24 protein-coding genes, 1 tRNA gene and 1 other annotated feature are annotated in these 26,841 nt (G+C 66.4%); of the genes, 12 read left to right on the top strand and 13 right to left on the bottom strand.

Going from position 1 to position 26,841, the window contains the following annotated elements; genetic code table 11:
• Positions 1-87: 87 nt before the first annotated feature.
• Together ald and DMB37_RS31395 are read right to left on the bottom strand one after the other, a co-directional pair.
• Entirely contained in the window at positions 88-1,203 is a 1,116-nt protein-coding gene (gene ald / locus DMB37_RS31400) for an alanine dehydrogenase (protein ID WP_135235762.1), read from the bottom strand.
• 105 nt (positions 1,204-1,308) lie between these two features.
• Positions 1,309-2,064 carry an MBL fold metallo-hydrolase gene (locus DMB37_RS31395; protein WP_135235761.1) on the bottom strand — a complete coding sequence of 252 codons (756 nt, stop codon included), beginning with the start codon at positions 2,062-2,064 and terminating at the stop codon, positions 1,309-1,311.
• Between the two features lie 71 nt (positions 2,065-2,135).
• Here DMB37_RS31395 and DMB37_RS31390 point away from each other — a divergent pair, with 71 nt between their 5' ends.
• The 3 genes from DMB37_RS31390 (at position 2,136) to DMB37_RS31380 (ending at position 3,966) form a co-directional block, all read left to right on the top strand.
• The gene (locus tag DMB37_RS31390; RefSeq protein ID WP_135235760.1) at positions 2,136-3,098 is read left to right on the top strand and encodes a GlxA family transcriptional regulator; all 963 of its coding nucleotides are present in this window, start codon (positions 2,136-2,138) and stop codon (positions 3,096-3,098) included.
• Positions 3,095-3,610 (top strand): gamma carbonic anhydrase family protein, encoded by a 516-nt coding sequence (locus DMB37_RS31385; RefSeq protein ID WP_135235759.1) that lies wholly within the window; start codon positions 3,095-3,097, stop codon positions 3,608-3,610. The genes DMB37_RS31390 and DMB37_RS31385 overlap by 4 nt, the downstream gene beginning before the upstream one ends.
• A 167-nt stretch (positions 3,611-3,777) precedes the next feature.
• On the top strand, positions 3,778-3,966 hold the full coding sequence (locus DMB37_RS31380) for a hypothetical protein (protein WP_228541426.1): 189 nt from the start codon (positions 3,778-3,780) through the stop codon (positions 3,964-3,966).
• 24 nt (positions 3,967-3,990) lie between these two features.
• Here DMB37_RS31380 and DMB37_RS31375 read toward each other — a convergent pair whose 3' ends face one another.
• Complete coding sequence (locus DMB37_RS31375; protein ID WP_135235758.1) at positions 3,991-4,983, bottom strand: GAF domain-containing protein; 993 nt, start codon at positions 4,981-4,983, stop codon at positions 3,991-3,993.
• 104 nt (positions 4,984-5,087) lie between these two features.
• On the bottom strand, positions 5,088-5,900 hold the full coding sequence (locus DMB37_RS31370; protein ID WP_135235757.1) for an SDR family oxidoreductase: 813 nt from the start codon (positions 5,898-5,900) through the stop codon (positions 5,088-5,090).
• Between the two features lie 204 nt (positions 5,901-6,104).
• On the opposite strand from DMB37_RS31370, the gene DMB37_RS31365 reads away from it, so the two are divergent.
• On the top strand, positions 6,105-6,728 hold the full coding sequence (locus tag DMB37_RS31365; protein WP_135235756.1) for a TetR/AcrR family transcriptional regulator: 624 nt from the start codon (positions 6,105-6,107) through the stop codon (positions 6,726-6,728).
• A gap of 3 nt (positions 6,729-6,731) precedes the next feature.
• On the opposite strand, the gene DMB37_RS41505 is transcribed toward DMB37_RS31365, so the two are convergent.
• Entirely contained in the window at positions 6,732-8,858 is a 2,127-nt protein-coding gene (locus DMB37_RS41505) for an N-6 DNA methylase (RefSeq protein WP_240771738.1), read from the bottom strand.
• Positions 8,859-9,053: 195 nt separating this feature from the next.
• Between DMB37_RS41505 and DMB37_RS31350 the strand changes: the two genes are divergently transcribed.
• Positions 9,054-9,749 (top strand): nitroreductase, encoded by a 696-nt coding sequence (locus DMB37_RS31350; protein ID WP_135235755.1) that lies wholly within the window; start codon positions 9,054-9,056, stop codon positions 9,747-9,749.
• Here DMB37_RS31350 and DMB37_RS31345 read toward each other — a convergent pair.
• The 7 genes from DMB37_RS31345 to aceE form a co-directional block, all read right to left on the bottom strand.
• Complete coding sequence (locus DMB37_RS31345) at positions 9,722-10,201, bottom strand: helix-turn-helix domain-containing protein (protein ID WP_135235754.1); 480 nt, start codon at positions 10,199-10,201, stop codon at positions 9,722-9,724. The genes DMB37_RS31350 and DMB37_RS31345 overlap by 28 nt on opposite strands.
• Positions 10,202-10,438: 237 nt before the next feature.
• The gene (locus DMB37_RS31340; RefSeq protein WP_135235753.1) at positions 10,439-11,872 is read right to left on the bottom strand and encodes an acyl-CoA carboxylase subunit beta; all 1,434 of its coding nucleotides are present in this window, start codon (positions 11,870-11,872) and stop codon (positions 10,439-10,441) included.
• Positions 11,873-12,064: 192 nt separating this feature from the next.
• On the bottom strand, positions 12,065-13,315 hold the full coding sequence (locus tag DMB37_RS31335) for a KasA/KasB family beta-ketoacyl-ACP synthase (protein WP_135235752.1): 1,251 nt from the start codon (positions 13,313-13,315) through the stop codon (positions 12,065-12,067).
• Between the two features lie 10 nt (positions 13,316-13,325).
• Entirely contained in the window at positions 13,326-13,625 is a 300-nt protein-coding gene (gene acpM / locus DMB37_RS31330) for a meromycolate extension acyl carrier protein AcpM (RefSeq protein ID WP_107655016.1), read from the bottom strand.
• 117 nt (positions 13,626-13,742) lie between these two features.
• Complete coding sequence (locus tag DMB37_RS31325; RefSeq protein ID WP_135235751.1) at positions 13,743-14,657, bottom strand: ACP S-malonyltransferase; 915 nt, start codon at positions 14,655-14,657, stop codon at positions 13,743-13,745.
• A gap of 128 nt (positions 14,658-14,785) precedes the next feature.
• Complete coding sequence (locus tag DMB37_RS31320) at positions 14,786-16,120, bottom strand: CdaR family transcriptional regulator (protein WP_199856586.1); 1,335 nt, start codon at positions 16,118-16,120, stop codon at positions 14,786-14,788.
• A gap of 11 nt (positions 16,121-16,131) precedes the next feature.
• Positions 16,132-19,038 (bottom strand): pyruvate dehydrogenase (acetyl-transferring), homodimeric type, encoded by a 2,907-nt coding sequence (gene aceE, locus DMB37_RS31315; protein WP_370465238.1) that lies wholly within the window; start codon positions 19,036-19,038, stop codon positions 16,132-16,134.
• Positions 19,039-19,272: 234 nt separating this feature from the next.
• Here aceE and DMB37_RS31310 point away from each other — a divergent pair, with 234 nt between their 5' ends.
• The 5 genes from DMB37_RS31310 to DMB37_RS31290 all read left to right on the top strand — a co-directional run bounded on the left by DMB37_RS31310 (position 19,273) and on the right by DMB37_RS31290 (position 22,688).
• The gene (locus tag DMB37_RS31310; RefSeq protein WP_107655014.1) at positions 19,273-19,830 is read left to right on the top strand and encodes a hypothetical protein; all 558 of its coding nucleotides are present in this window, start codon (positions 19,273-19,275) and stop codon (positions 19,828-19,830) included.
• A gap of 126 nt (positions 19,831-19,956) precedes the next feature.
• Positions 19,957-20,379: a DUF3052 domain-containing protein gene (locus DMB37_RS31305; RefSeq protein WP_135235750.1), complete on the top strand. Its 423-nt coding sequence runs from the start codon at positions 19,957-19,959 to the stop codon at positions 20,377-20,379.
• Positions 20,380-20,454: 75 nt separating this feature from the next.
• Positions 20,455-20,919 carry a peroxiredoxin gene (locus tag DMB37_RS31300; protein WP_135235749.1) on the top strand — a complete coding sequence of 155 codons (465 nt, stop codon included), beginning with the start codon at positions 20,455-20,457 and terminating at the stop codon, positions 20,917-20,919.
• Positions 20,920-20,937: 18 nt separating this feature from the next.
• Positions 20,938-21,009, top strand: a tRNA-Val gene (locus tag DMB37_RS31295).
• A gap of 435 nt (positions 21,010-21,444) precedes the next feature.
• A protein-coding gene (locus DMB37_RS31290) for an IS3 family transposase (protein WP_135235748.1) occupies positions 21,445-22,688 on the top strand; the annotation gives its coding sequence in 2 pieces (ribosomal slippage) (positions 21,445-21,733 and positions 21,733-22,688; 1,245 coding nt in all).
• Positions 21,732-21,860: a sequence feature (AL1L pseudoknot), on the top strand. Its footprint overlaps the gene before it by 129 nt.
• A gap of 268 nt (positions 22,689-22,956) precedes the next feature.
• Here DMB37_RS31290 and DMB37_RS31285 read toward each other — a convergent pair.
• Positions 22,957-23,862, bottom strand: coding sequence for a class I SAM-dependent methyltransferase (locus tag DMB37_RS31285; RefSeq protein ID WP_135235747.1), 906 nt, complete (start codon positions 23,860-23,862; stop codon positions 22,957-22,959).
• Positions 23,863-24,231: 369 nt separating this feature from the next.
• On the opposite strand from DMB37_RS31285, the gene DMB37_RS31280 reads away from it, so the two are divergent.
• A complete protein-coding gene (locus tag DMB37_RS31280) occupies positions 24,232-25,269 on the top strand; it encodes an alpha/beta hydrolase (RefSeq protein ID WP_135235746.1) in 1,038 nt (345 codons plus the stop codon).
• Positions 25,270-25,850: 581 nt separating this feature from the next.
• Positions 25,851-26,690 carry a hypothetical protein gene (locus tag DMB37_RS31270; RefSeq protein WP_135235745.1) on the top strand — a complete coding sequence of 280 codons (840 nt, stop codon included), beginning with the start codon at positions 25,851-25,853 and terminating at the stop codon, positions 26,688-26,690.
• Positions 26,691-26,841 lie beyond the last annotated feature (151 nt).

The following is a 26,841-nucleotide window of genomic DNA, read 5'->3' as shown; positions in this document are numbered from 1 at the left end:
CGGCGAACACCGCGAGGTACCGCCGCACCAGCTACTGCCGGTCCTCTTCTCCGTCGCCCCTCGCGCGCTCGTATCCGCCGAGGGCGGTCAGCCCGCCAGACCCACCGGCTGCGGCGTCGTATACCCATGCGCCGCAGCGACTTCCACCGACAACAGCCGACCAGCGTCCGCAGTCACACCGTGCGCAAGGTCGTGGTGGACGGCGCACGCCTCTTTCCAACCGAGCTCGGCGATGGCACGAACGTAGGGATAGGTGGCGTTGGTGAGCGCGACGGTAGCCGTGGGCGGCACCGCGCCCGGCATATTCGCGACACAGTAGAACAACGAATTGTGCACGCGGAACGTAGGATTCGCGTGGGTGGTCGGGTGCGACCCGGCAAAGCAGCCACCTTGATCGATCGCGATATCGACCAGCACCGAACCGGGCCGCATCTGCGCGACCAGCTCGTCGGACACGAGTTTCGGCGCACGAGCCCCCGGCACCAACACCGAACCGATGACGAGATCGGCGGCGGAAACGGCCCGCTGAATCTCGGCGGCATTCGACGAGACCGTGGCGATCCGCCCATCGAATCGCGCATCCAACTCACGCAACCGAGGCAAGTTGGTGTCCAGCACGGTAACTCGCGCACCCATACCGGCGGCGACCGCAGCCGCGTTGGACCCGGCGACCCCACCGCCGAGCACCACCACGTCGGCGGGCGGCACCCCTGGCACGCCGCCGAGCAGCATGCCCGCCCCACCCAGGGGCGCCATCAGGTGATACGCCCCGACCTGAGCCCCGAGCTTGCCCGCAACCTCGCTCATCGGCGCGAGCAACGGCAGCGACCCGTCGGCCGCCCGCACGGTCTCGTAGGCGATCGCGGTGATCCCGGAACGCAGGATGGCGTCGGTGCATTCCCGGGACGCGGCCAGGTGCAAGTAGGTGAACAGCACCTGTCCGCGGCGCATCCGCGGATACTCCTCGGCGATCGGCTCCTTCACCTTCAACACCAGCTCCGCCGACCGCCAGACCTGGTCGGCGGACGGCACCAGCCGCGCCCCCGCAGCCGCATAGTCGGCGTCGGCGAACCGCGACCCGACCCCCGCCCCGGCCTGGATCAGCACCTCGTGTCCCTGCGCGGCCAACTCCCCGGCACCAGCCGGCGTCAGCGCCACCCGGAACTCCTGCTCCTTGACCTCCCGTGGAACTCCGATCCTCATACCGCCATCGTGGACCCCGCAACGGGCACGCGCCACGAACGACGCGCGGGCGGCACACGATGATCACGAGACCGCCCGCCGACGAGCGGTTTCTGCGCAAGTTGATCAGACGGCGATCTCCACGCCGAGCGGCGGAATCAGCAACTGCTTGTCCCGCCCGGCGTACTCGAACAACCGCCGCAGCCGATCCAGCGTCTCGCTGAAATGCACCCATCCTTCGCCGTGTACCGGCACGATCACCGCGTCGCCGAGCACCTCGGACGCTTGCACGGCGGTGCGTGCGTTCAGCGTGAGATCGGTATCGCCGAAGTGCCCGACATTGGCCGCGCCGACGAACAGCACCGCCACATCGATCCGGCCGATCCGCTCGACGATCTGCGCGACCCGATCGACCGACGCGTTGTCACCCGAGACGTACACGGTCGGCTGACCGTCGGCCTGCAGCACGAACCCGGTGACGACTCCGGTCAACGGCTCGCAGCCCTCGGGCCCGTGCAGCGCGGGCACCCCGGTGATCCGGATGCCGGAGATCGTCACGGTCTCCCAATTCTCCAGCCCCCGAACACCATTGATCCGCTCGGCGGCACCGGGCGTGGAGAGCACGGTCTGCGCGGACTTCAGGAATTCGCGCCCGGAGTTGTCCAGGTTGTCGGCGTGCTCGTCGTGCGAGAGCAACACGACGTCCACCGGACCGACCTGGTCGGCGGGCACCGCAGGACCGGTGAGCTTGTGCAACGTGACCGGGCCCGGGTAGTCGCCGGGCGCATCGAAGGTGGGGTCGGTCAGGAAGGTGCGGCCCGCGTAACGGAGGCGGACGGTGGGCCCACCTATGTGCAGAACGTCGAGTTGGTTGCTGGTCATGGCATCGAGCTTGTCAACCCGCAAGCACACCCAACAGTGGCCCGAGAGCCGCCTATCGCTAAAATCGGGCCATGCACACCGTAGCCGTCCTCGCCTATGACGGCATGAGTCCCTTTCACCTGTCCGTACCGAGCCTGGTGTTCGGCCGCGTCGGCGTCCACGGACCGGCGCTGTATCAGGTAGACGTCTGCGCCGAGCAGCCCGGAAGTCTGCACACCCCAGCAGGTTTCGACATCGAGGTGCGACACGGACTCGATCGGCTGGTCCGGGCGGACACGGTGGTGATCCCGGCCTGGGAATGCGACCTGCCCGTCTCCGACGACCTGCGCACCGCCCTCCACCAGGCACACGCGGCGGGCGCCAGGATCGTCGGCCTCTGCCTCGGCTCCTGGGCGGTGGCGGCCAGCGGGCTGGCCGACGGCCGCGAGGTGACCACCCACTGGGCGGCCGCCGCCCAGCTGGCCCGCGCCTTCCCCGCGGTCCGGGTGCGCGCCGACACCCTGTGGTCGGACCTGGGCGACGTGGTCACCTCCGCGGGAGTAGCCGCCGCCCTCGACTGCTGCCTGCACCTGGTACGCACCGACCTCGGCAGCCGCGTGGCCACCGAACTGGCCAGGGACCTGGTCACCGCGCCGCACCGCAGCGGCTCGCAGGCCCAGTACATCCCGATCGCGGTCCCCGACGCCGCCGACGACGACCCCATCGAACGCGCAATGGTCTGGGCGCGAACACATCTCGGCGAATCGATCGACCTCGACGGCTGGGCCAGGGTCGCCCTGATGTCGCGGCGCACCTTCACCCGCCGCTTCCGCGACCGCACCGGCAACAGTCCGCAGCAGTGGCTGCTGCACCAACGCACCGACCGCGCCAGGCTGCTGCTGGAAACCACCGACGACACCATGGACCGCATCGCCACCGACACCGGCTTCGGCACCGCCGTCAGCCTGCGCCACCACTTCCACCGCATCCTCGGCACCAGCCCGGCCGCCCACCGCGCCTTGTTCCAGGGGGCACGGCTAGGTTCGTCGGCATGAGGATTCAGATCGGTGAGTTCGCCCCGGAGATCGACGAGGCGGCGTGGGTCGCGCCCAACGCGACGGTGATCGGCCGGGTACGGCTCGCGGCCGAGGTCAGCGTTTGGTACAGCGCCGTGCTGCGCGGGGACCTCGAAGAGATCAGCGTCGGCGAGCGGACCAACATCCAGGACGGCTGCGTACTGCACGCCGATCCCGGCTTCCCGCTCACCGTCGGCAGCGGGGTGTCGGTCGGGCACAACGCGATCCTGCACGGCTGCACGGTCGACGACGACGTGCTCGTCGGCATGGGCGCCACCGTGCTCAACGGCGCGGTGATCGGCGCGGGCAGTTTGATCGCGGCCAATGCGCTGATCCCGGAGGGCGCGCAGATTCCGCCCGGGTCGCTCGTCGCCGGAGTGCCGGGCAAGGTCCGCCGTGAGCTCAGCGAGGCCGAGCAGGACGGCATTCGGCTGAATGGGGCTGTGTACCTACACAACACGGCGAATCACCGTGCCGCAAAAGAGGTGTGAGACAGCACACACTGATCAAGCGTCCAGTAGGAATCGCTGATAACATTCGGCCAGCGTGCCCGGTGACCCGGGGTCTCCTGCCGACACGGTTGTCGTGCGGCTTGTAGCGCAGTGGTCAACCCACCTGGGTCGGTGGGTGCAGAAGCGTGCAGGCAGGAGGTTTCACGATGATGGCGTACATGCAGTCGAGTATGCACCGGTCCACGGGGCGGATCAGCGTGGCCGACATTGCCGCCCAACCGGGCGGCATCGAGGCATTACAGCGACGAGTCCACGAGTTGCGTTCCAGCGGTGTCGATTTCGCCGCCAACGCGATCGAGCAGGAGATGGCGGCGCTGGACTTACCGCGCCAGTGATCGCCACCCCACGGTCACCGTGTGTCATACGGCGGTGACCGTGGCCAGCCCGGCCGTGGTGTGCTGATCCAGCGCCATCAGCGCCGCCCGCACGTGCACCGACTGCCAGCCACCGTCGACCCGGCGCAGCCGTACCGTGCCCTCCGTGCGATGGCGCGCCAACTCCCGCGACATGGCCTGCGCGGCCGCCAGATCGTCCGGATGGATCTGCGGCGCGGGCTGACCGGGTAGATCCGCCCAGGCGATATCCGGCATGGGCGGCCCGATCCATCGAATCAGTTGCAGCGAACGCAGATTCATGATGGCGCGGTACTCCCCCGGCGCCGTGGACGCCTCCAGCAGTTGATACTCCAGAATCATCGGCGGCGGCGCCGAGGGCACCGCGGTCGCGGCGCCGATGTCCTGGGTCACGCCGCGGAACAAGACCTCCTCGCGCCCGTCGGCATCGGGCTCGATAATGATCCGGCAGGCGAAATGCCCTGCGCGCAAGGCATCGTCGTCGCGGCGGACGGTCCACACCGCCTGATGCTCGGTACCCGGCGCGGAGTTCACGATCTTCGCCAGCGCCTCGCTCTCGTCCCGATTGGTGACCAACCGGGTGAACGCCCCCGCGATGGCCACCTCCGCCGCCCGGTCCTCGGGCGCGACACCGTACAGATCGAGTAGATCCACGCTGCGCACCGAGCGATTGGTGGTGAGGTTGAAGTACCACGCCCCCACCGGTTCTCGCGGCGGCAACGGCTCCCGCACCGGCCCCACCCACAGCCGGACGGCATGCGCCCGCTCGGGCGTGATGAGCAGCGGCTCGGCCCGCACCGTGCGCCTGCCGTCCGCCGACACGCACGCGACCGGTTCGCGGGTCCGGCAGGCCTGCGCGAGAGCGGCTTCCGCGTCCGCGAGCGACAGCGGGTTGCGCACGATATTGCGCAGCGGCACGAAGGACTTCGGCGTGACACCGAAGGCGATCACCTTGCCCGGCACGCCCGAAAAGCATTCGACCAGGATCCATTTCGCCATCAATCGTGTCCGATCGATCGCGCCCGATTGGACTCGATGACGAGAAGCGTTCGACCAGTTGCCATTTCACCATCATCCGTTCCCGACCGCGCGGGTGCGCACGGTCAGGAACGGAATACCATGTCCAGCACCCGTTCGTGATACGAGCCGGCGAACCTTGTGACCAGGTCCACAAGAAGGGCGTCCAGTCCGACGAGCACCTTCGCCTCACCGCGCGCGGCGCCGCGCAGAATCGTCCTGGCCGCCGCATCCGGGCTGGTGCGCGCGACGTGCCCCTCGAACCGGCGCGCGACCGCCGCCGCGTCGATGCCGGGCGCGACGCTCGCCGACCGCGCGATGGAGGTGAGCACGCCGCCGGGATAAACCCCGGTCACCCGGACCTTGCCACCCGCAGCCCGCATGTCCTGACGCAACGAATCGGTGAACCCGCGCACCGCGAACTTCGCCGCGTTGTACGGCGCGTGCTGCGCCATACCCACCAACCCGAACGCCGAGGACATGTTGACCACGTGCGCCCGCTCGGCGGCCAGCAGATACGGCAGAAAAGCCTTGGTGCCGTTGACGACTCCCCAGAAGTCCACGTCCATCACGTGCTCGAAATCGCTGAACGGCGAGTCCGCCACACTGCCGACATGCAGGATTCCGGCGTTGTTGAACAGTGCCTCGACCCGTCCGAACCGCGAGTTCGTCGCCGCGGCATGGGCGAGCACCGCCGCCCGGTCGGTGACGTCGAGCGTGCTCACCGCCGGCTCATGCCCCACCTCGGCGCAGCGTGTGCCGGTCTCGGCGACGGCGTCGGCCGACTTGTCCGACAGCGCCAGCAGGGCGCCGTCGGCGGCCAAGGCCAGGGCCAGTTCGCGGCCGATGCCGGAGCCCGCCCCCGTGATCGCCACCACCCGGTTCGCGAAATAAGCCACGGCTCAACCCTTTCCAGCCCTCCGACATCCACATCGGATATCCAAAGAGGCTAACCAGACAAAGCTGGACGCGCGACCTGGACGCCAATCCGGCGATCCTCGGACGAGCCGCCGGACGCCGGTGAAATAATGAAGGTCCATCACCCGCACCGTCGCGACGCCATCCCGCACGCCCGGCCCTCGCACGAATCGACTGGAGACCAGATGCCAAGTGTCCCGCCCATGCTGCAGCGCATCCTGGACAAGCCCGTCGCCGACGGCGAGAAGCTCCTGGAGAGCGCGCTGTCGGCCTTCCTGGACTTCGGCATCAAGCGGACCAGCATGGGTGAGATCGCCCGCCGCGCCGGCATCAGCCCCGCCACCCTGTATCGCCGCTTCGAATCGAAGAACGAGCTGGTAGAAGCGGTGAGCGTGCGCGAAGCGCAGCGCTTCGTCACGATGATCGACAAGCAGGTACGGGCCGTCAACGGCTCCGAGGACCAGCTGGTGGAGATCTTCGTCGCCTTCATCACCGCCATCGCCAACAACGAGCTGCTGCGCCGCCTGCTGCGCACCGAGCCGGACCTGATCCTGCCCCGGCTCACCACCGACGCAGGCCCGATCCTCGCCGTCGGCCGCGGCTACCTGGCCGAAAAGCTTCGCGAACTCCGCGACACCGAGAACACACACGATTTCGACGCCGACCTGGTCGCCGAGATCATGGCCCGGCTCGCCCTCTCCCTGGCCCTCACCCCCGACGGGCTCATCCCGGTCGCAGACCGCGATGCCGCCCGCGAGTTCGCCCGCCGCACCCTGCTGCCCATGGTGGGCGTGCACGTCACCGCATAGCGCTCAGATCGCCGGCAGCGACACCCCGAACGCCGCCGCCACCCGCTCGTCCAGCTCGGCCCGCGCCGCCGCATCCGGCAGCCTGCCGTCGACGAACTCGCGCGACAGCCCGATGATGGCCGCCGCGGACGTCGAACCCGGATTCGGCAGGGGTAACCGGGCCACGTACTGCGTGATCCACCGGCGCCTACCCGAGTACAGCCGGTTCCCGCACACCGCGTCGTAGAACCGCAAGCCCAGCGCCGAATTCGCCACGCCCATCAGCAAATACGCGAGCAGATCCGCGTCGGACGGCGCCCCGGCCAGATCGGGTAGCGAGATCCAATAGCAGTCGCCGTTCACCACCGCACCCGACCGATCGAGCGCGAACCGCGGCCGATCACTGATATCCGGAAACACCAGCTTCGGCTCACACCACAACTGCGGACGCTGCGGCACCCAGATCTCGAACCATTCGCGCCCGCTCGCGCCGAGGTAGTGGCGCGCCGACAGCGTGTCCTTATGGGTGCGTAGATATTCAGCAGCACAGGGGAATTCATTCAGATCGATCGGAGTTCGACGCGACTGACCGCAGTCGTAGGGATACAGCACGCGGGTGTCGCTCGCTCGGACGATCCGCCACGGTTCGAGATCGTGATGCGTGATCAACTCGAGCAATAGCTCCGGTTCAGGAGGCGGCTCGACCTCGGCCCACTGATCCGAGATGAACACCCGATCCGCAGTTGTCTTGATACCCACCCGAATCCGGCCCACCTCCCCGAACGTCTTCCAGGTTGCCGCAGCGATGGCGTCGAGCCAGGAATCGACCTCGGTATTGGACATGCGCCAGGCGGTCTCAGGTTCCGCTGTGCGCCGGGCGATTGCGCGGAGCGGGGCCGCCGGCGATGCGGATGATGGGGCTGGGATGAACGGCGATATCGCCGGCGGCAGCGCAACCGACTGTGCTGCGGCTGATGCGAGTGGGGTGGGCGGCGTTGCAGCAGAAGGTGTTACGTCCGCCTGCGACGCGGCCAGCATCGGTGGGGCGGACGGCAGCCCAGCTGACGACGGCGCAGCTGACGACGGCGCGGCAGACAGCAGCTCCGCTGATGGCGGCGAGGTGGCGGACAGCACTTCGGCCGACGGCGGTGAGGCCGACGGCGAGGCAGCCGAAGGAAGTTCAGGTTTTTGCATGGTCCGCGCGTGTGACGTTCCGGGTTTGAGCACACGCTCGGGCCTGACGGCTTCGCTCTGCCCAGCAAGGCGCGCCCCGACACCGGCGGCAGAAAGATCCTGCGCCCCTGCCTTTTCCGGCGGAGTCGGCTGGCCCGTCACCAATGTGCCGACCTCCACCGCGAAGGTTCGCCCATTGTGCGTGACGAGGCAGCAGCGCTCGCCCGTCAATGCACCGAAAAGGTCTATCTTCGAGGCATTTTCGTTGACTTCAGTTTCATATGCCGAGGCGTAACGGCATTCCCCGCCGTACGCAGCACGCGTAGCGATGGTGATCGCCGGCAGTACAGCCGCCTCGAAGAGCTTGGTGTCCCCCAGGTCGTACAACTCGACCGGCGCCAGTTCGGCGAGCAGCAACCGCCGAATGTTGGCGCCCGCCTTGGTGGTCAGGAATCTGTTGGCGCACAACAACCCCAGCGCACCACCGGGGCACAGCAGCCGCGGCAGCGTCGCGACGAACGGATGGGTCAGATCGATGCGCCCGCGCAACCCGAACTGCTTACTGAGCACCTGCGCGGTGGCCCCACCCAACTGCTGGGTCCGCACATACGGCGGGTTCGTGATCACGGCGTCGAACGATTCCGCCGCGAGCTCGTGGGACGCGGTGAGGAAGTCCCCGACATGCCAGTCCACGCCCGATCCCGCGTCCCGCACCCGCGCCACCGCGAGCGCCGCCGCGTCCAGGTCATACCCGGTCGACTCCACCCGAACCCCGGGCAGCCGGATCGCCGCCTCGTCCCGCAGAGCGAACAACAACGCCCCGTCACCGCACGCCGGATCAAGCACCCGCAAGACCCCGGATTCCGGCCGCGGCACGTGCGTGAGCAGCCGCTGCGCCAGAAACCGCGCGAGCACCGGCGGCGTGTAATGCCGACCGTGCCGCTTGCGATCCCGCGCGGCGGGGGCTCCGAAAGCCATGCGCTGGATTCTGCCTTGTCAGCGGCCGCATGACCCGGCAATGCCAGCACTCCATCCGACCGCCCAGTTCGACGGCGCCCCCAGGCTGCACCACCGCACCCCCGGCCACCGGGCCAGCGCCCGCGGCACCATTCCGCCCCAAGCCTTTCGATGCTAGCGTTCAGTCTCAAAATAGAACCAAAACCGAGGAGCGGGATGACGACAGCGGATGTGGACACTGAGCAGTACACGGCCTTGGCCAGGCTGCTCGACGAACGCTGGACCTGCCGGCAGTTCCGCGCCGATCCGGTGCCGCATGAGGTCATCGAGAAGCTGCTGCGGGTGGCACAGCGCACCGCGTCGTGGTGCAATACTCAGCCGTGGCAGGTCGTGGTGACCGAGGGCGCAGGCACCGACCGCTTCCGCGCGGAATTGCTCGCACACATCCAAACCGCAACGCCGGAGCCGGATTTCGCGTTCCCCGCGCAATACACAGGCGTGTTCCGGGACCGCAGGCGCGAGTGCGGCCTGCGACTGTACGACAGTGTCGGCATCGGCAAGGGCGACCGCGAGCAGACGATGCGCCAGGCGCTACGCAACTTCGAACTGTTCGACGCACCGCATGTGGCGATCGTGACCACCGAGGCCGATCTCGGCGTCTACGGCGCCGTCGACTGCGGCCTGTACATCGGCAACTTCCTGCTCGGCGCGCAGAGCCTCGGCCTCGGCGCGGCACCCCAGGCGGCGCTGGCGTCGTACGCGCCGTTCATCCGCAGCTATTTCGGCATACCGGACAACCGCCGGGTGGTCGTCGGCATCTCGTTCGGCTACCCGGACACCGAGCATCCGATCAACAGCTTCCGCACCTCACGCGAGGACGTGGATCAGGTAGCAACCTGGTTCACCGACTGACCCGATTCGAGGAGTCCCGGCCCAGGCTCCGGAACCACATCCCGCGCCGTCAGCTCCTTACCGCACACATCGCATTCGAGCCCCGCGTGCGCCTCACCCGTGCAGCCCTGATGGGTGTAGCGCACCGGCGCACCATCGGGCGCCATGTATGTATCGCCCCAGTCCCGGATAGCCATCAGGATCGGGTAGATGTCATGCCCCTTCTGGGTGAGCCGGTACTCCTCGTACGCCCCCACCGCTGCCTTCTGCTTCACCAGAATCTCGTGCTCGATCAACCGATCCAACCGGTCCTGCAACCGGCTACGCGAGATCCCGAGCGCACTCTGAAACCCGTTGAACCGCCGAATCCCCGAGAACGCGAACTTCAGAATCAACAACGTCCACCGATCGCCGAAGATCACGAGCGGCCGCGTGATGGAACACGGCACGTCGGCAAGCTCTTCGTAGCGCACCTTTCGATGCTACCGACGACCCAACCTCGCCGGTCGTCGACGATCCGCACTACCTCCCGGGATATGCACCACTACTGGCATCCGCGGGGAGGGCGGATCCCGAGAACGAGGGCAACTGTTGCTCGCAAAACCCGGGGAGTCGTGCCGATTCTGCTGGCGTTCGCGGTATGGGAGAAGTGTTGCGGGACAACGACAGTGGGCCCCGGGTATACCCAGGGCCCACTGTCGCGCTTCACATCAAAGCGGAATGTTCTTCAGGTGGCTGGCTCGCGACGGAGCGGCAGCCAGCGCGGCGGCGATAGTACTGCGCGTCTTGGCCGGATCGATCACCTCGTCGACCACACCGATCGCAACCGCCCGCTCGACACCACCCGCAATGCGCTCGTGCTCAGCCGTGAGGCGCTCGTGCAACGCTTCCCGCTCGTCATCGGGCGCGGCAGCCAGCGCCTTCTTGTGCAGGATGCCGACCGCAGCCTTGGCCCCCATCACCGCGACCTCGGACCCGGGCCACGCATACACCGCCGTCGCACCCAGCGCACGGGCGTTCATCGCGATGTAGGCACCACCGTAGATCTTCCTGGTGACCAGCGTGACCCGGGGCACGCGCGCCTCAGCGAACGCATGCAGCAACTTCGCACCGCGGCGCACCACCCCTTCCCACTCCATGCTGACGCCGGGCAGATACCCGGGAACGTCGGTGAGCACGACGAGCGGGATACCGAAGGAGTTGCACAGCCGCACGAAACGCGCTGCCTTCTCGGCACTTTCGGAGTTGAGGCAACCACCGAGCCGGATCGGGTTGTTGGCGAGCACGCCGACGGTGCGCCCGGCCAGCCGGCCGAGACCGGTGACGATACTGCGCGCGTAACCGCCCTGCAGTTCCTCGAACGAGCTTTCGCCGTCGACGTTGTCGAGCAGCTCGTGGATGATCGGCTTCACGTCGTAGGCGCGCTTGGCCGATTCCGGCAGCATCGCCTTGAGGTCGACGTCGCCGTGCTCGGCCGCGACCAGATCGAACTCGCCCTGTTCGGCGAACATCGACACCAGACGACGCGCGCGGTGCACCGCGTCGGCCTCGTCATCGGCGACGATGTGGGTGACGCCGGACTTCTTGCCGTGCGTCGCCGGGCCGCCGAGGGTGGCCATGTCGACCTGCTCGCCGGTCACGCTGCGCACGACGTCGGGGCCGGTCACGAAGATGCGGCCCTCGGGGGCCATGATCACGATGTCGGTGAGCGCGGGACCATAGGCGGCGCCACCGGCGGCGAAGCCGACGACCACCGAGATCTGCGGTACCAGGCCGGACGCGCGGACCATGGCCTCGAAGACCAGGCCGACGGCGTGCAGGGCCTCGACACCCTCGGCCAGGCGGGCGCCGCCGGAGTGCCAGATGCCGACGATCGGCAGGCTGGAGTCGATGGCGGTGTCGATCGCGTCGACGATGTGCTTGCACCCGTCGACGCCCATCGCGCCACCCATCACGGTGGCGTCGGAGCAGTAGGCCACGGTGCGGACACCGTCTACCTCGCCGATGGCGGCGAGCACACCCGACTTGTCGCGCGGGTGGAGCGGAAGAAGGGTTCCGGGATCGAAGAAGCGCTGCAATCGACCGAGCGGATCTCGCGGATCAGACGCTGTGTCTTGTTGAAACGCGGGAGCAATGATGGTCATCGCGTTTTCTCCTCACCTGAATGAGTGCGCCGCAACCGCGGCTGCAGAATGTCGAACCCGGCGGGACCAGGCCTGATGGGCCGATCCCGCCGGGGTCGCTGTGCAGTCGACCGGGCTGTGCGGTCGGGCGCCAACGGTGACAGCGTGCGTCACCGGGTAGCGCCCAGCGCAGACCGATTTCGATTCAGGCGGCTATGCCCGACCGAAGGCGAGCGCGACATTGTGCCCACCGAAACCGAAGGAGTTGTTGATCGCGTACTCGATCTCCTGGCGGCGCGCCTCGCCGTGCACCACATCCAGATCGATGGCCGGATCCTGGTTCTCCAGGTTCAGCGTCGGCGGGACGATGCCGTCCCGGATGCTGAGCACAGTGAGCACGGACTCGAGCGCGCCGACGGCGCCGATCGAGTGTCCCAGTGCGGATTTCGGGGCGTACACCGAAGCGTGCTTGCCAATCGCCAGGTTGATCGCGTTCGCTTCGGCGGTGTCGCCGATCGGGGTCGCGGTCGCGTGAGCGTTGACGTGGGTGATGTCCTTCGCGGTCAGACCAGCGGTCTGGATCGCCCGGGTCATCGCCCGTGCCGCGCCGACGCCATCGGGGGCAGGCGCGACGAGGTGGAAGCCATCGGAGGTGATGCCCGCACCCAGCAGGCGAGCGTGGATGGTGGCGCCACGGGCCTTGGCGTGCTCTTCGGTCTCGACGACCATCAGGGCACCCGCCTCACCGAAGACGAAACCGTCGCGATCCTTGTCGAACGGACGCGAGGCACCCTTCGGATCGTCGTTGCGGGTGCTCATGGCACGCATCATGCTGAACGCCGCGATCGGCACCGCGTCGATGTAACCCTCGACGCCACCGGTGACGACCATGTCCGCATCGCCCATGACGATCATCCGCCATGCGTTGGCGATGGCCTCGGAGCCGGATGAGCATGCCGAGACCGGAGTGACCACTCCTGCCCTGGCCTTCAATTCGAGGCCGACAACGGCCGAAGGACCGTTCGGCATGACCATCTGCACAGCCAACGGCGAAATCTTGCGATAGCCACCGCTCTTCAGCTTGTCCACCGAGTCGATGAGGGCGTCGCCGCCACCCAACCCGGTGCCGATGGCCACACCCAGCCGTTCCGGGTCGACCTCCGGGCTGCCTGCGTTACGCCAGACTTCGCGACCGAGAACGGTCGCGAGCTGCTCGACGTACGCCATGCGCCGGCACTCGACTCGGGTCAGCAGGGTCTCGGGCCGAACCTTCAGGTGGCCGCCGATGCGGACCGGAAGGTCGTATTCCTCGACGAAGGAATCCTCGAGAACGTCGATACCGCTCTCGCCGTTGAGGAGTCCCTTCCACGTCGCATCGACATCACCAGCGATCGACGTGGTCGCCGCCAGGCTAGTGACGACGACGTTGGGGAAATTCCCGTTCAAAGTGGAAGGAGTGGTCACAGTGTCGGCCCTACTCGGCGTCGAACTTGGCCTTGAGCTCCGCGGCCGCGTCAGCGTTCTCGGCCTCGAGCTTCTGGATGTAGCCGACAGCGTCGCCGACCGTCTTCAGGCTGGCCAGATCCTCGTCCGGGATCTTCACGCCGTACTTGTCCTCGGTCTGCACCGCGATCTCGACCATGGACAGCGAGTCGATGTCCAGGTCATCGACGAAGGACTTCTCGATCGTCACCTCGGAGGGTTCGATACCCGTCACCTCTTCGATGATCTTGCCGAGTTCCTCGACGATTTGTTCCTGGGTCAGAGCGGCCACTTCGTGGCTCCCTTCTTGGTTCTTTGTAGGGCTCGTACTGTTTTCGGAACGAGACGGACGATGGTTACGTCCGCTCGGTCACAGCCGTGCATATCGATGCATGGCCGCGCAGGAAAGCTAGCCGGAGATGCTGACTCCGGCCAACGCGGGGAGGTCTTCCGGGGTCTTCAGGGCCAATGTGCGCGTGCCCTTCAGTTCCCGTTTCGCAATGCCGACCAGGGTGCCCGCCGGCGGCAACTCCGCCACCATGGAAACCTCTGCCTGCCTTACGGTTTGGGTGCACAGGTCCCAGCGAACGGGCCGGGTGACCTGAGCAGCAAGCTTGGCGACCGCGTCGCGTCCCGAGGTAACCGGCTTGCCGTCGAAGTTCGACAGCAAAGTCCTGGTCGGGTCGTTCGGCACGATCTGCGCTATGGCATCGGTCACAGCCTCCTGGGCCGGTGCCATGAACGCGGTGTGGAAGGCACCCGCGACGGGCAACGCGCGAACCCGTGCCTTTTCCGGCGGGTTCGCGGCGAGTTCCGCCAGCGCGTCCAACCGGCCTGCGGCCACGATCTGGCCCGCCGCGTTGCGGTTGGCCGGAATGAGATCGAGTTCCGCGAGCCGAGCGAGCACGGTGGCCTCATCGCCACCGAGCACCGCGGACATGCCGGTCGGTTCCAACGCGCACGCCTTGGCCATCTCCGCTCCGCGGATGGCGGCCAACTTCACCGCGTCATCCGGGGAGATGACCCCGGCGACGGCGGCAGCGGCGAGTTCACCGACCGAGTGCCCGGCGACGATGGTAGCGGCCGGAAGTGAATCCGTGGGGATTTCCGCGTAGGCGAGCAACGCGGCGGCCACGACGAGCGGCTGGGTCACGGCGGTATCGGTAATCTCCTCCGCCGTCGCGGTGGTGCCGAGGCGAACGAGGTCCAGGCCGGAGGCCATGGACCAGAGGATAAGCCGGTCAGTCGCGCCAGGGAGATCGAGCCAAGGCGCGAGCATGCCGGGAGTCTGGGACCCCTGTCCAGGGGCGAACAACGCGATCACACCCCTAAGAGAACACTGTGAGGCGCCTCGCAGGAGATGTCGACGCGAATGAAGCTTGCCCTCGGCTTTTGTGGGAGTCCCACAAAAGGCCACGTGAGTCGTCCGGATCGAACAAGCCACGGATTCCGTTACAGGCCCTCGCCACCCGATGCGAAATGAGTGGCCTCTGGGGTTGGTGTTGACGTTTCGTTACGGGTTCGTGTCAAACGACCCACTGTTGCGGCGATCCGGAGCACATACGCGTCCCGCGGGTTCATCGGATCACGACCCGTGATTTCGGCAATCCGTTTGAGGCGGTAGCGAACGGTATTTGGATGGACGTACAACTGGCGCGCACACGTCTCGACAGCTCCACCGCAATCCAGATAGGCCTCGAGGGTGTCCGCCAGTGACGATCCCGCCGAGGCCAACGGAAGGACAAGATACTCGTTCAACGCGTCGATCGCAGCTCGATCGCCGAGCAACGCGCGTTCGGGCAGCAATTCGGTCGCATGCACCGGGCGTGGCGCGCCCCGCCAGCCCACCACGGCCTCCATCCCGGCCAATGCCTCGACCGCGCTGGCGTGCGCGGCGCCCAGCGTGCGAGTGGTCGGGCCGATCACCACGGGACCGTCGGAGAAGACCTCGGCCAGCAGGTCCGCGAGAAACGGCGATATATAAGAGGACTCCCCGAGGTGACCGCTCACCACCATCACCAGCCGGGTGCCCTGTACTACCGCGAGCGCGGCCCGGCCGTGCCGTGCCGCGATGGCATGCACCGAACCCACCGACGACACACCCTGTTCGCCGGGCGGCGTGCCGACCAGCACGGTGGCCGGCGCGGTGGCGTCCCAGTTCAAGGTGGCGGCCCGCGACAGCATGTCCGGCCCGGTGTCGCCGCGCACCACGGCGTCTACGACGAGCGCCTCCAGCCGGGTGTCCCACGCGCCGCGCGATTCGGCGGCGCTCGCGTACACCGAGGCGGCGGCGAAGCCGAGCTCACGCCCGTACCGCAACACCGCCTCGGTGAGCGCGACCAGCTGCCGATCGTTGCGCGCCAGCGCGGGCAGCCACTGTTCGAAGAACTCCATGGCCACCCGGACCATGTCCACGGTCTGGCGCAGCGTCAGCCGCCGCGCCAGATCCTGCGGAATCACCTGGAACGCATCGAGACTGAACCGGATATCGCTGTCCGGGTCCTGCAGCCATTCCAGGAAGTTCACCACCGCGGTCTGCACCAGCATCTGGACACCGGCGCGTTGCGCGGCATCCAGATCGGCGAAGAACGGCAACCGATCCTGCATCGACCCGACCGCCTCCGTCGAGAGGCGTCCGGAGAACTGCTTCACGCGTTTGAGCAGCGTGTCCGGGAGTGGGTCGCGGGTTTGCCGGTTCGGGGAGAGCGCGCCCGTCGGCAGATACACCTCGTGCTCGGAAGAGCCCTCGGAGATCCGTCGCGGCCGCGGCGGTTTACGGTCCACCATTCAATCGTCCGCTACTCGCCGTCTCCATCGGAACTCGACGCGTTCTTCGGCGCGGCGTCGACGTCGTCGATGCGGTACTTCGACGCCGCCTCGATCACCTTGGCACCGTCGATCTTTCCGGCCTTGGCGAGGCCCGAAAGGGCTGCCACCACGATCGATTGCGCATCGACATTGAACACGCGGCGAGCGGCGGCCCTGGTGTCGGAGAAGCCGAAGCCGTCCGTGCCCAGTGTGATGAAGTCGCCGGGCACCCACTTGCGCACCTGGTCCGGCACCGCACGCATCCAGTCCGTCGCGGCGACGTACGGGCCCTCGACGCCGGACAGCGCCTCGGTGACGTACGGGACGCCGTGATCCTCGTCGGGGTAACGCAGTGCGGCGATCTCGCGGCTCAGCGCCTCCTTGCGGAGCTCGCCCCACGAGGTCACCGACCAGACATCGGCCTGCACACCCCAATCCTCGGCGAGCAGCGCCTGTGCGCGCAGGCCGTCCGGCACGGTGACGCCGGAGACCATGATCTGGGCGCGCACGTCACCCTCTCCCCCGCGCTTGTACAGGTAGAGACCCTTGAGCAGGCCGGCGATGTCGAGGTCTTCCGGCTCCGCGGGCTGCTGGTACGGCTCGTTGTAGAGGGTGATGTAGTAGAAAATGTCCTCGCCGCCGAAGCCGCCGTCCGCCTTGCGGGTGTCGGTGCCCGGCAGCGCGTACGGACCCGGTTCCGGGGTGCCGCCGCCGTACATCCGGCGCAGGCCGTCCCGGATGATGTGCGCGATCTCGAAGGAGAACGCCGGATCGTAGGTCACCACAGCCGGATTGGTGGAGGCGAGCAGCAGCGAATGGCCGTCGTTGTGCTGCAGCCCTTCACCGGTGAGCGTGGTTCGCCCCGCGGTTGCGCCGAGCACGAAGCCGCGCGCCAGCTGGTCCGCGGCGGCCCACAGACCGTCGCCGGTGCGCTGGAAACCGAACATCGAGTAGAAGATGTACAGCGGAATCATCGGCTCGCCGTGCGTCGAGTACGAGGTACCCACCGCGGTGAACGACGCGGTCGAGCCTGCCTCGTTGATGCCCTCGTGCAGGATCTGCCCGACGGCGCTCTCTTTGTAGGCAAGCATCAACTCGGCGTCGACCGATGTGTACAACTGGCCGTTGCGGTTGTAGATCTTCAACGAAGGGAACCACGAGTCCATACCGAACGTGCGGGCCTCGTCGGGGATGATCGGGACGATTCGCTTGCCGATCTCCTTGTCCCGCAGCAGCTCCTTCATCAGCCGCACCAGCGCCATGGTGGTGGCCACGCTCTGCTTGCCCGACCCCTTGCGCACGGACTTGTACGCCTCGTCGCCTGGCAGTTGCAGCGGCTTTGCCGTTGTGCGCCGTTCGGGCAGGAACCCGCCCAGCGCCTTGCGGCGATCGAGCATGTACTGGATCTCGCGTGACTCCATGCCCGGGTGGTAGTACGGGGGCAGGTACGGATCCTTCTCCAGCTCGGCGTCGCTGATCGGAATCCGCTGCAGGTCACGGAAGTCCTTGAGATCCTGCAGGGTCAGCTTCTTCATCTGGTGCGTGGCGTTGCGGCCCTCGAAGTGCTTGCCGAGGGTGTAGCCCTTGATCGTCTTGGCCAGGATCACCGTCGGCTGACCCTTGTGCGCCATCGCGGCCGCGTAGGCGGCGTACACCTTGCGGTAGTCGTGCCCGCCGCGCTTGAGGTTCCAGATGTCCTGATCGGACAGGTCCTGCACGAGCGCCTTGGTGCGCGGGTCGCGGCCGAAGAAGTGGTCGCGGACGTAGGCGCCGTCGTTGGCCTTGTAGGTCTGGTAGTCGCCGTCGGCGGTGGTGTTCATCAGATTCACCAGCGCGCCATCGCGGTCCGCGCCGAGCAGCGCGTCCCACTCACGACCCCAGATCACCTTGATGACGTTCCAGCCCGCGCCACGGAAGAACGACTCCAGCTCCTGGATGATCTTGCCGTTGCCACGCACCGGGCCGTCGAGCCGCTGCAGGTTGCAGTTGACCACGAAGGTCAGGTTGTCCAGGCCCTCCAGCGCCGCGACGTGCGCGAGACCGCGCGACTCCGGCTCGTCCATCTCACCGTCGCCGAGGAACGCCCACACGTGCTGATCGGAGGTGTCCTTGATGCCGCGGTCGTGCAGGTAGTGGTTGAACCGCGCCTGGTAGATAGCGTTCATCGGGCCGAGACCCATGGACACCGTCGGGAACTCCCAGAAGTCCGACATCAACCGCGGGTGCGGGTACGAAGGCACGCCGTGGCCGGGGCCGCCGTGGCTGTACTCCTGCCGGAAGCCGTCGAGCCGGTCGGTACCGAGCCTGCCCTCGAGGAAGGCGCGCGCGTAGATACCCGGCGAGGCGTGACCCTGGATGAAGATCGAATCGCCGCCGCCGGAGTGATCCTTGCCGCGGAAGAAGTGGTTGAAGCCGACCTCGTACAGCGCCGCCGAGGACGCGTAGGTCGAAATGTGGCCGCCCACACCGATGCCGGGGCGCTGGGCGCGATGCACCATGATCGCGGCGTTCCAGCGGATCCAGGCGCGGAAGCGCCGCTCCACCTCCTCGTCGCCGGGGAACCACGGCTCGTTCTCGGTGGGGATGGTGTTGACGTAGTCGGTAGACGTCAACGCGGGGATGGCGACACGGCGTTCACCGGCCCGCTCCAGCAAACGGAGCATGAGGTAACGCGCTCGGCCGGGGCCCTCACGATCGAGCATTTCATCGAACGACTCGAGCCATTCGCTGGTTTCCTCCGGGTCGATGTCCGGTAGGTAGGACGCCACCCCTTCGCGGATAACCCGAACACGCTCGGTCGGCTGGGCGATCGATCCGTTCGGATCGCGCCCGGCCGGAGCGGCGGAGTCGGATCCAGCGGGTTGCGCTGGAGCGGAAGAGTGGATCAGGTCGGTCAAATCTGCTCCTCGTACAGGGGTGGACATGCGGATAGCGTCGGTATCCCCGAGTGGATTCGCGTGGGTTTGCGTACCACTCGTTTACGTAAGGTCGGGGCGCACCCTCCATCCTTGCCGATGGTGTGCCCCAGGTCATCATGTCAGCAGGAAATCCAGTACCGTGCGCTGGGCAACATGAGCCCAGGCCGCTGTAGTTTTCGAGCGCCGGCGAGGCGCACGTCATACGGGAGGACGATGAAGACGCTGGACCCGCGCGGGTTCGGATTGGTGTGCGCGACCGGAGCGGTCGTCGTCGGCTTGGTCGTGGCCGGCTGCGCGAACCGGGTCGAGGGCACAGCCAATCCCAACACCGCAGATCTAGCGGCCTACAAGACCGAGGCAGCGGCCTCGTCGGCCGCGGCAACCTCGTCCAAGCGTGCTGCGGCGCAGACGAAGGCGATCACCGACAACTGCAGCCAGTTCCCGACCACCACCGGTGTCGGGGTCTCCAAGTACAACGAATTCGTCGACGCACACGACGCCAACGCGCCCGACTACGCCGCCAAGCGAGAGCTGGCCGCGTCAACCCTGGATGACGCCGCGAACAAGGTGGAGACCGGAGTCAACACCGCCAAGGACTCGCTGCCCGGCGAGTTGGCCACAAAATTTACCGATTACGTCACAGCGGCTCGGGCGCTCTCCGGGGAGACCCGCCGGATGACCTACACCGCGCCCGTCGGGCCGCTCAACGAGGCAAGTAGGCGGGTCAACGACGCGCGCAACGCCGTCCGCGACGCCTGCCCGAAGCGCTGAAACGGTCCGTGACACAACATTGTCACGCGACATTCCGGGCCATTTTCTTCGGATCGGCTTGCGCTGGCGGCCATAACCATGTTCGCTTGCAACTACCTATTGTCGGGAGTTGAGGAGGACACCACCGTGGTCGCCGCGGCGGACGCGCAGAACTACGCTCAGAAGCTTGGCATTACACACGGCTTGGTTGTCCAGGAATTGGGCTGGGACGAGGACGTCGACGACGACTTGCGAGCCGACGTCGAGGAATCCATCGGCAGCGAACTTGTCGACGAGGATTCCGATGAAGTAGTCGACGTCGTGCTGCTCTGGTGGCGTGACGGGGACGGTGATCTGGTCGACGCACTCATGGATGCGATCGGTCCGCTCGCCGACGAAGGCTTCGTCTGGGTACTCACGCCCAAGACCGGACATCCAGGCCATGTCGAACCGAGCGAAATCGCTGAATCCGCACCCACCGCCGGTCTGACTCAGACCTCGGCGATCAGCCTGGGTACCTGGGCGGGCAGCCGCCTGGTCCAACCGAAGGCGCCCTCGAAGCAGCGCTGACCTACCTTTCGCTATGGTGTCGCCGGGCGGTGATCGTGCCGCCCGGCGGAAACCCGACACGATGGAGGATTTGCGATGCCGCTCGAAGTTGGCACGGTCGCGCCGGATTTCACGCTCAAGGACCAGAACAACCAGGAAGTCAGCCTGTCGGACTACCACGGCAAGAAGAACGTCCTGATCGTCTTCTATCCGCTCGCCTTCACCGGCATCTGCCAAGGTGAACTGTGCAAGGTGCGCGACGAACTCCCCAAGTTCCAGAACGACAACGCGGAGATCCTCGCCATCTCCGTCGGCCCGCCGCCCACCCACAAGATCTGGGCCGCCGAACAGGGATACACCTTCCCCCTGTTGTCCGACTTCTGGCCACACGGTGCCGTAGCCCAGGCCTACGGTGTCTTCAACGAAAAATCCGGCTACCCCAACCGCGGAACGTTCGTCGTCGACCGCACCGGATACATCCGCTTCGCCGAGATGAACGGCCCCGGAGAGCCCCGTGACCAGGCGGCTTGGGAGAAAGCGCTCACCGCGCTAGATTCATAACCCGGTCGGTAACGACAAGGGCGTATAGCTCAGCGGTAGAGCTCTGGTTTTACACACCAGCGGTCGGGGGTTCGAACCCCTCTGCGCCCACAAGTAAACATCGAGCTGGAGCCCATTTCCGTGGGGCAAGCCCAACTGTACGAGCGCGCTCCGTGGGACAGACGTGGGGCAGCGCCACCTTGCCCATCCCCGGACAGGTGCCATGGTCGGCCGATTTCACAACCGCCCGCGCTGCCACAAGGCCACGCCGCGTTGTGCGTGCCTGCTTTGCCGCTGTGTAAGCCCACAGTCGGCACCTCGGCAACTGAACCGTTCCGACACGCACCAGAGCGCGCTCGACCAGAATCGAGCAATGTTTGGGTGGGTGAGCGCTGTTGGCGTACAGGCACGTACGAAGTCATCCGCGCTGGCGGCGGGGATGAGCAAGCCCGGTCGAGCTGCGCTCGTCCGCCGCGCAGAACGGATTCCCCTGTGATCCGTCACGGGTTGGGGGCCGCTTCTTCCTAGTGGAAGATGGTTCCCATCATGTCGAAGCGTTATCCGCCCGAGGTTCGTGAGAAGGCCGTTCGTCTGGTCCTTGAGCGCCTCGATGAGTTCGAGTCCCCATATGCCGCCGCCAAGGCAATCGGCCCGTTGGTGCACGTGCATTACGAGACGCTGCGGGTATGGGTGAAAAAGGCCCTCGCCCAGGGCTCCCGACCGGTCTGCAAGGGATCGGCGGAGTTGTCGACAGTCGAGCGTGACGAGCTGACGAAGCTGCGGAAGGAAGTTCGAGACCTCAAGCAGGCCAACGAGATTCTGAAGTTGGCGTCGGCTTTCTTCGCGCGGGAACTCGACCCGCGACACCCCTGATCGTCGGATTCATCGACCAATACCGCCAGGTCTATGGCGTCGAGTCGATCTGCCGTGCGCTGGCCGCGCACGGAATCCAGATCGCGCCGCGGACCTATCGCAAGGCTCGTCGCCGACCGCCCTCGGCTCGCGATATCGCAGATGCGCACGTGAAGAACGCATTACGCGATCTGGCAGGGCAGCCTGAACAAATGTACGGGCGTCGGAAAATGACACGTTATCTGCGCCGCAAAGGCCACGAGGTGGCCTTCTGCACCGTGGATCGGATCATGCGCGAACTCGGTATGAACGGCATCGTTCGAGGCCGCAAGCTGCGCACCACGATCCCCGCCAAGGACGGGGTCCGCGCCGGCGACAAGCTCAACCGCGACTTCACCGCTACCGCGCCCAACCGTGTGTGGGTCGCCGATTTCACCTACGTCTCGACCTGGACCGGGTGGGCGTATGCGGCGTTCGTCTTCGACGCCTACTCCCGCGCCATCGCCGGCTGGACCACCGCCGCCTCGAAAACGACCACGCTGGTATCCAAGGCACTCAACATGGCCGTGTGGCGGCGTGATCATTACGGGCACCCGATCGAGCCCGGACTGATTCATCACAGCGACGCCGGGTCGCAATACAAATCGGTGAAGTTCACTGAATCCCTTGCTCTACAAGGACTCTCAGCGTCGATAGGTTCGGTCGGGGATGCCTATGACAACGCTCTGGCGGAATCGATCATCGGCTTGTTCAAGACCGAGGTCATCAACCGGCACGGCCCGTTCAAGACACTCACCGAGGTCGAATTCGCGCTCATGGAATGGGCAGACTGGTACAACAACGCCCGGCTTCATTCCCGGCTGGACTACCTGACCCCGACCGAATACGAAGCCGCGTACTACTCTCAACAATCGCCACGCCGACCGGCGCTGGTCTGAGACCGAAGCCGGTCCCTTACGCGTGACGGTTCATTTCGCGATGTCTCGTTCGCTGATCCCGAGCGCGGCGACAAGCTCACCCATGGTCGGCGGCGGGTTCGCCGCCCATGCGTGAATCAGCTGTTCGTCAGCTGCCGCGTCCCAGTACGCGATCCCTCCAGGGCAACCCTCAACACCGCACACTTCCGTCTGAGCTCCCGTGCGGCCGCCCGGATCCGAATCTCCTTGCCCAGCACCAACTCGCGCACAGGGTCGCGGTCAGCCGATGTCAGCTCGGACGAAGGACCGCGGTAGTCAGGGTTACATAAGCGGGCGTCTGCTGCGGGTTCTCGGAAATCACCTTCGCCTCCCGGTCCATTGAATCGAGGTAGTCCAATAGGGTGACGCTCTCGGTGTTCCAGCCCCGCGTGGCGAACCATTTCGCTGCATCGCTGCGCTGCTCGTTGTAGGTCAGTCCCAACCATTCCTTTCGGAATCGGATGACGGAATCGGGCTCGTCGGCCGGTTCGGTGAGAGATTGGTCGGGCAGCTGATCGATCTCTTCGATCGCGACGCGGCTGCCGGGGGCGCTGGCCAGCTCGATGTCTTCGAACAGCCGGTCCACCGCGGCGACCGGCAGATAGACCAACAGCCCCTCCACCAGCCATGCGGTCGGTTTGCTCGGATCGAAACCGTGCTCGCGCAATGTCTTCGGCCAATCCTCGCGCAGGTCGACCGGCACCTCGCGGCGATCGGCGCGCGGCTTGTCACCGTTGGCGGCCAGTGTCCGTCGCTTGAACTCCAGCACCGGGAGGCGGTCGAGTTCGTAGACGGTCGTGCCGTCGGGCCAGGGCAGCCGGTGGGCGCGTGCGTCCAGACCGGCGGCCAGAATGACGATTTGACGTACTCCGGCAGCCATGGCCTTGGCGCAGTAATCATCGAAATATCTGGTCCGCGCCGCATGGTAGAGCTGGCACGCGCTGCCGAAGCTGGGATCGAGCAGCGCATGCTCGGTCACCTTGCCGTCGAGCAGATCCGCCCATTCCGGGCTTGCGGCACGCGCGAAGATCTCCGCATACGGGTCGACGACCAACGGCTCGGGTCCGCGACCGGCCATGGCGCGGATCGCGGCGACGAGAGCCGCCGTAGACCCGACGCCGTTGCATATGTCCCAGGTATCTCCCTCGGTACGCATGACCGTCACCGTATCCGTCGGCCCGTAGCCGGAGTCGCAGGCGGCGCGGTGTGTTGCCAGTTCGTTGCTCAGCCCGTTGGACCACAACGAGCCCAATCGGTACACGCGCAGCATCAGGGCGGAGCCGGATTTATCGACACGGCATCGACCCCTTAGTGTATGGCTCTGGTCAGGGATTGTCGGTGTGTTGCATGCCGACTGGACGGCCGGACGAAACTTCCTTCTCGAAAAGGTCGGCACGTCTGATCCGTACCCGCTGCCGCGATTTCGAACACCGGATTGACAGTTGGATCTGCTTGCAGGACTTGGGATTCCGATACCTGGAGTCCGCTCCTCCCCTGGACACACGGATAGCAGGAGAAGATCAGAATGCGTTTCGCACGACTGACGGCGGCAGCGACGATCATTGTGGCCGGACTCCTGGGCACGACTCGGGCCGCGGGAGTCCCGCCGCAACCCGCTGTTTCGTGCCGGGACCTTTCTTTCCCTGTCACGTTGGGGGCGGGCCATCCGCTCTACCTGATGGGCGGGCGGTTGTGCGTTCCGGAGGGGGCCACGGTCTTGGAGGTGCTGGTTTCGGGTTTCACCTACAGCGGCGACTACTGGGATTTTCCCTACGAGCCGGATCGGTACAGCTATGTCCGGGCGGCAAACGCAGCGGGATTCGCGACGTTGAGCATCAACCGGCCCGGCACCGGCCCGTCTGCTTTGCCGCCGGCGCAGCTTCCGCCCGCGACAGCGCTCACGGTAGACAGCGAAGCCGACGCTCTCCATCAGATGCTGACGGCCTTGCCGACGGTCACCGGAGGCAGTCGGTTCGCGCGGATTGTGCTGGTGGGTCATAGTCTTGGCTCCAACGTGTCGATGGTTGCGGCGGCCCGGTTCCCCGACGATGTCGACGGGGTCATCCTCACCGGTTTGCTGCACTACCCTCTCCCGCTCGGTGCTGGTGACTACGTGCATCCGGCGACCGAGGATCCGAAGTTCGCTGGTTATCCCGCCGGTTATGTGACCACCAAAACAGGCGTACGCGGGCCACTGTTCTACGACACCGACTACGCCGACCCGAGGGTCATCGCCGAGGACGAGCAGCGGAAGAGCACCGGTACGACCAGTGAGCAAGCCACCAGCGCCGGTGGGATCGGATCAGCGGGTATCAGGGTGCCGGTCCTGCTTGTGGTCGGCCGGAACGACGGCAGCTATTGTGCGCGGCGCCTGTCGTGCGCCGACGCCGAGGCAGTCCTGGCTCATGAACGCCCCTACTACCCTGCGGCCCCGGAACTGGCCGCTTTCGTCCTGCCTCGAGCCGGGCACTCCATCAACCTGCACCCCAACGCATCCGACTGGTTCGACGCCGCCATCCAATGGACCGCCGATCATCTCGGCGACCGCTCGACAACGCGATGACCGAACTGCGTCCACCGACCCTGATCGCGAGCTTCTTCAATACGCGCAGTGCGTGAAGTTGCGGTGCCGTACGGGCGACCATCGACGCCCTCGACACCGAGCGGTCCCCGGTGGGTTCATCCGCAGCGTGGCCGAACGGGTGGTCCCATCGATCCTGCTGGGCCGCTGCGAGGACCTGAACTCGACCTCGCATCCCGGCACGTCGCCGAGACCGCGCAGCTGTTGCGCCAGCGGTCACAAATCATCTCCGACGCATCGACGCCGGCGAGTGCGCCATCGCCTCTGTCCCTATTACCAAAACGCGTCCCCGCCGCCGCATCACTGCATAGTCGACCCCGCGCTAGGTGCCGATCCCTGGATCGTTCCCCCATTGGGCCGAGGACGTTCAGCGAGGATTCGAACTGTTCGCCGACGCAGTCGACAAAGTCCGCCGTCCACCGCGCACACCATCCGAGTTGATCGCACCGGCTGATCAAGTCCTATTACGCCTTCGTATTGGGCAACCTCGGCGACTCTCCCGAGTTCGTTTTCGTGCGCAAGCGTTCCCTTTCTCTTCGAGTCAATTCGTCCAGCAACTGTAGTTGCGTGGCACCATCGTGCGCCTACTCGGCAACAACGAACGCCTGCCCAACAACCGGGACCTCGACAGCCCGGAATTGCGCGACTTCGCCACGTTCATGAAGACACTCCGCGAGAACTTGCTCCGCCTGATCGCCGTGATCACCGACGAGCCGATCATCACCTTCCCGAATCTGGCCGCCGGGCATCTCGTGGAGTCCATTCCCAACTTCGAACCGATCCTCGGCGGGATGACCACCTACCGGTTCGAGGAATCCTTGCAACTGCTGGCCCGAGCCCTCGCGGACTGGCACTCCCGCGTGCAACAGTTCGATGGATTTCCTCACTCCTATCCTCCCGTCACCGCGCTCGCCCGCGCGGTCCTGGGTCTGGCCACCGCAACACGACTGACTACAGCGATGCTCACCTGTCACCCCGCCAGCGCGGCGCTGCTGTTCGACGCGATGCAAAACGTGGACCATCCCCAGTTCCCGGTGCTCCTCGCCGATCTCGCCACCAATCACGTCACCACCGACGCTCTCGCTCGTCTCGCCCTCGACGCCGACAAAGAACCGCAGCGCCTGCGGATCTTCGAGAAGCTGATCAAGGACAACCCCCACGACGCCGACACGATCATGCGCCGCATCGCCGCCGAATACTCCGCCGAAATCCTGACGGTCCTAGCCGGGTCCGGCCGGGACGCGCCCCACTTCACCGGGCGCATGATCGAACTGCTCAACGATCCACACACCCCCCGCACATCCCTGCGGCGGGGCCAAGCCCCCAGCGCCTCCCCCATCTCGAAACTCCCCAGCGCCCACCGCACCCCACCACCGAAGGGGCCCGAGCAAGAAACTGGATGACATACCCAGCAAGCAACTCAACTCCGCTGAAATCGCTGCGGAGTAGACGTTAGAGGCGGCCTGATCGCACTCGTCGAAGACCGCCCCGCGACATCGCCCCAAAAAACCATGACGACCTGAAATCCGCACGCCGCCAAGGCCGCACCAGCGG

Source organism: Nocardia sp. CS682 (genome assembly GCF_004634405.1).
Classification (GTDB): domain Bacteria; phylum Actinomycetota; class Actinomycetes; order Mycobacteriales; family Mycobacteriaceae; genus Nocardia; species Nocardia ninae.
The sequence above is the reverse complement of the archived record's forward strand: the minus strand, read 5'-3'. Positions and strand labels throughout refer to the sequence as shown.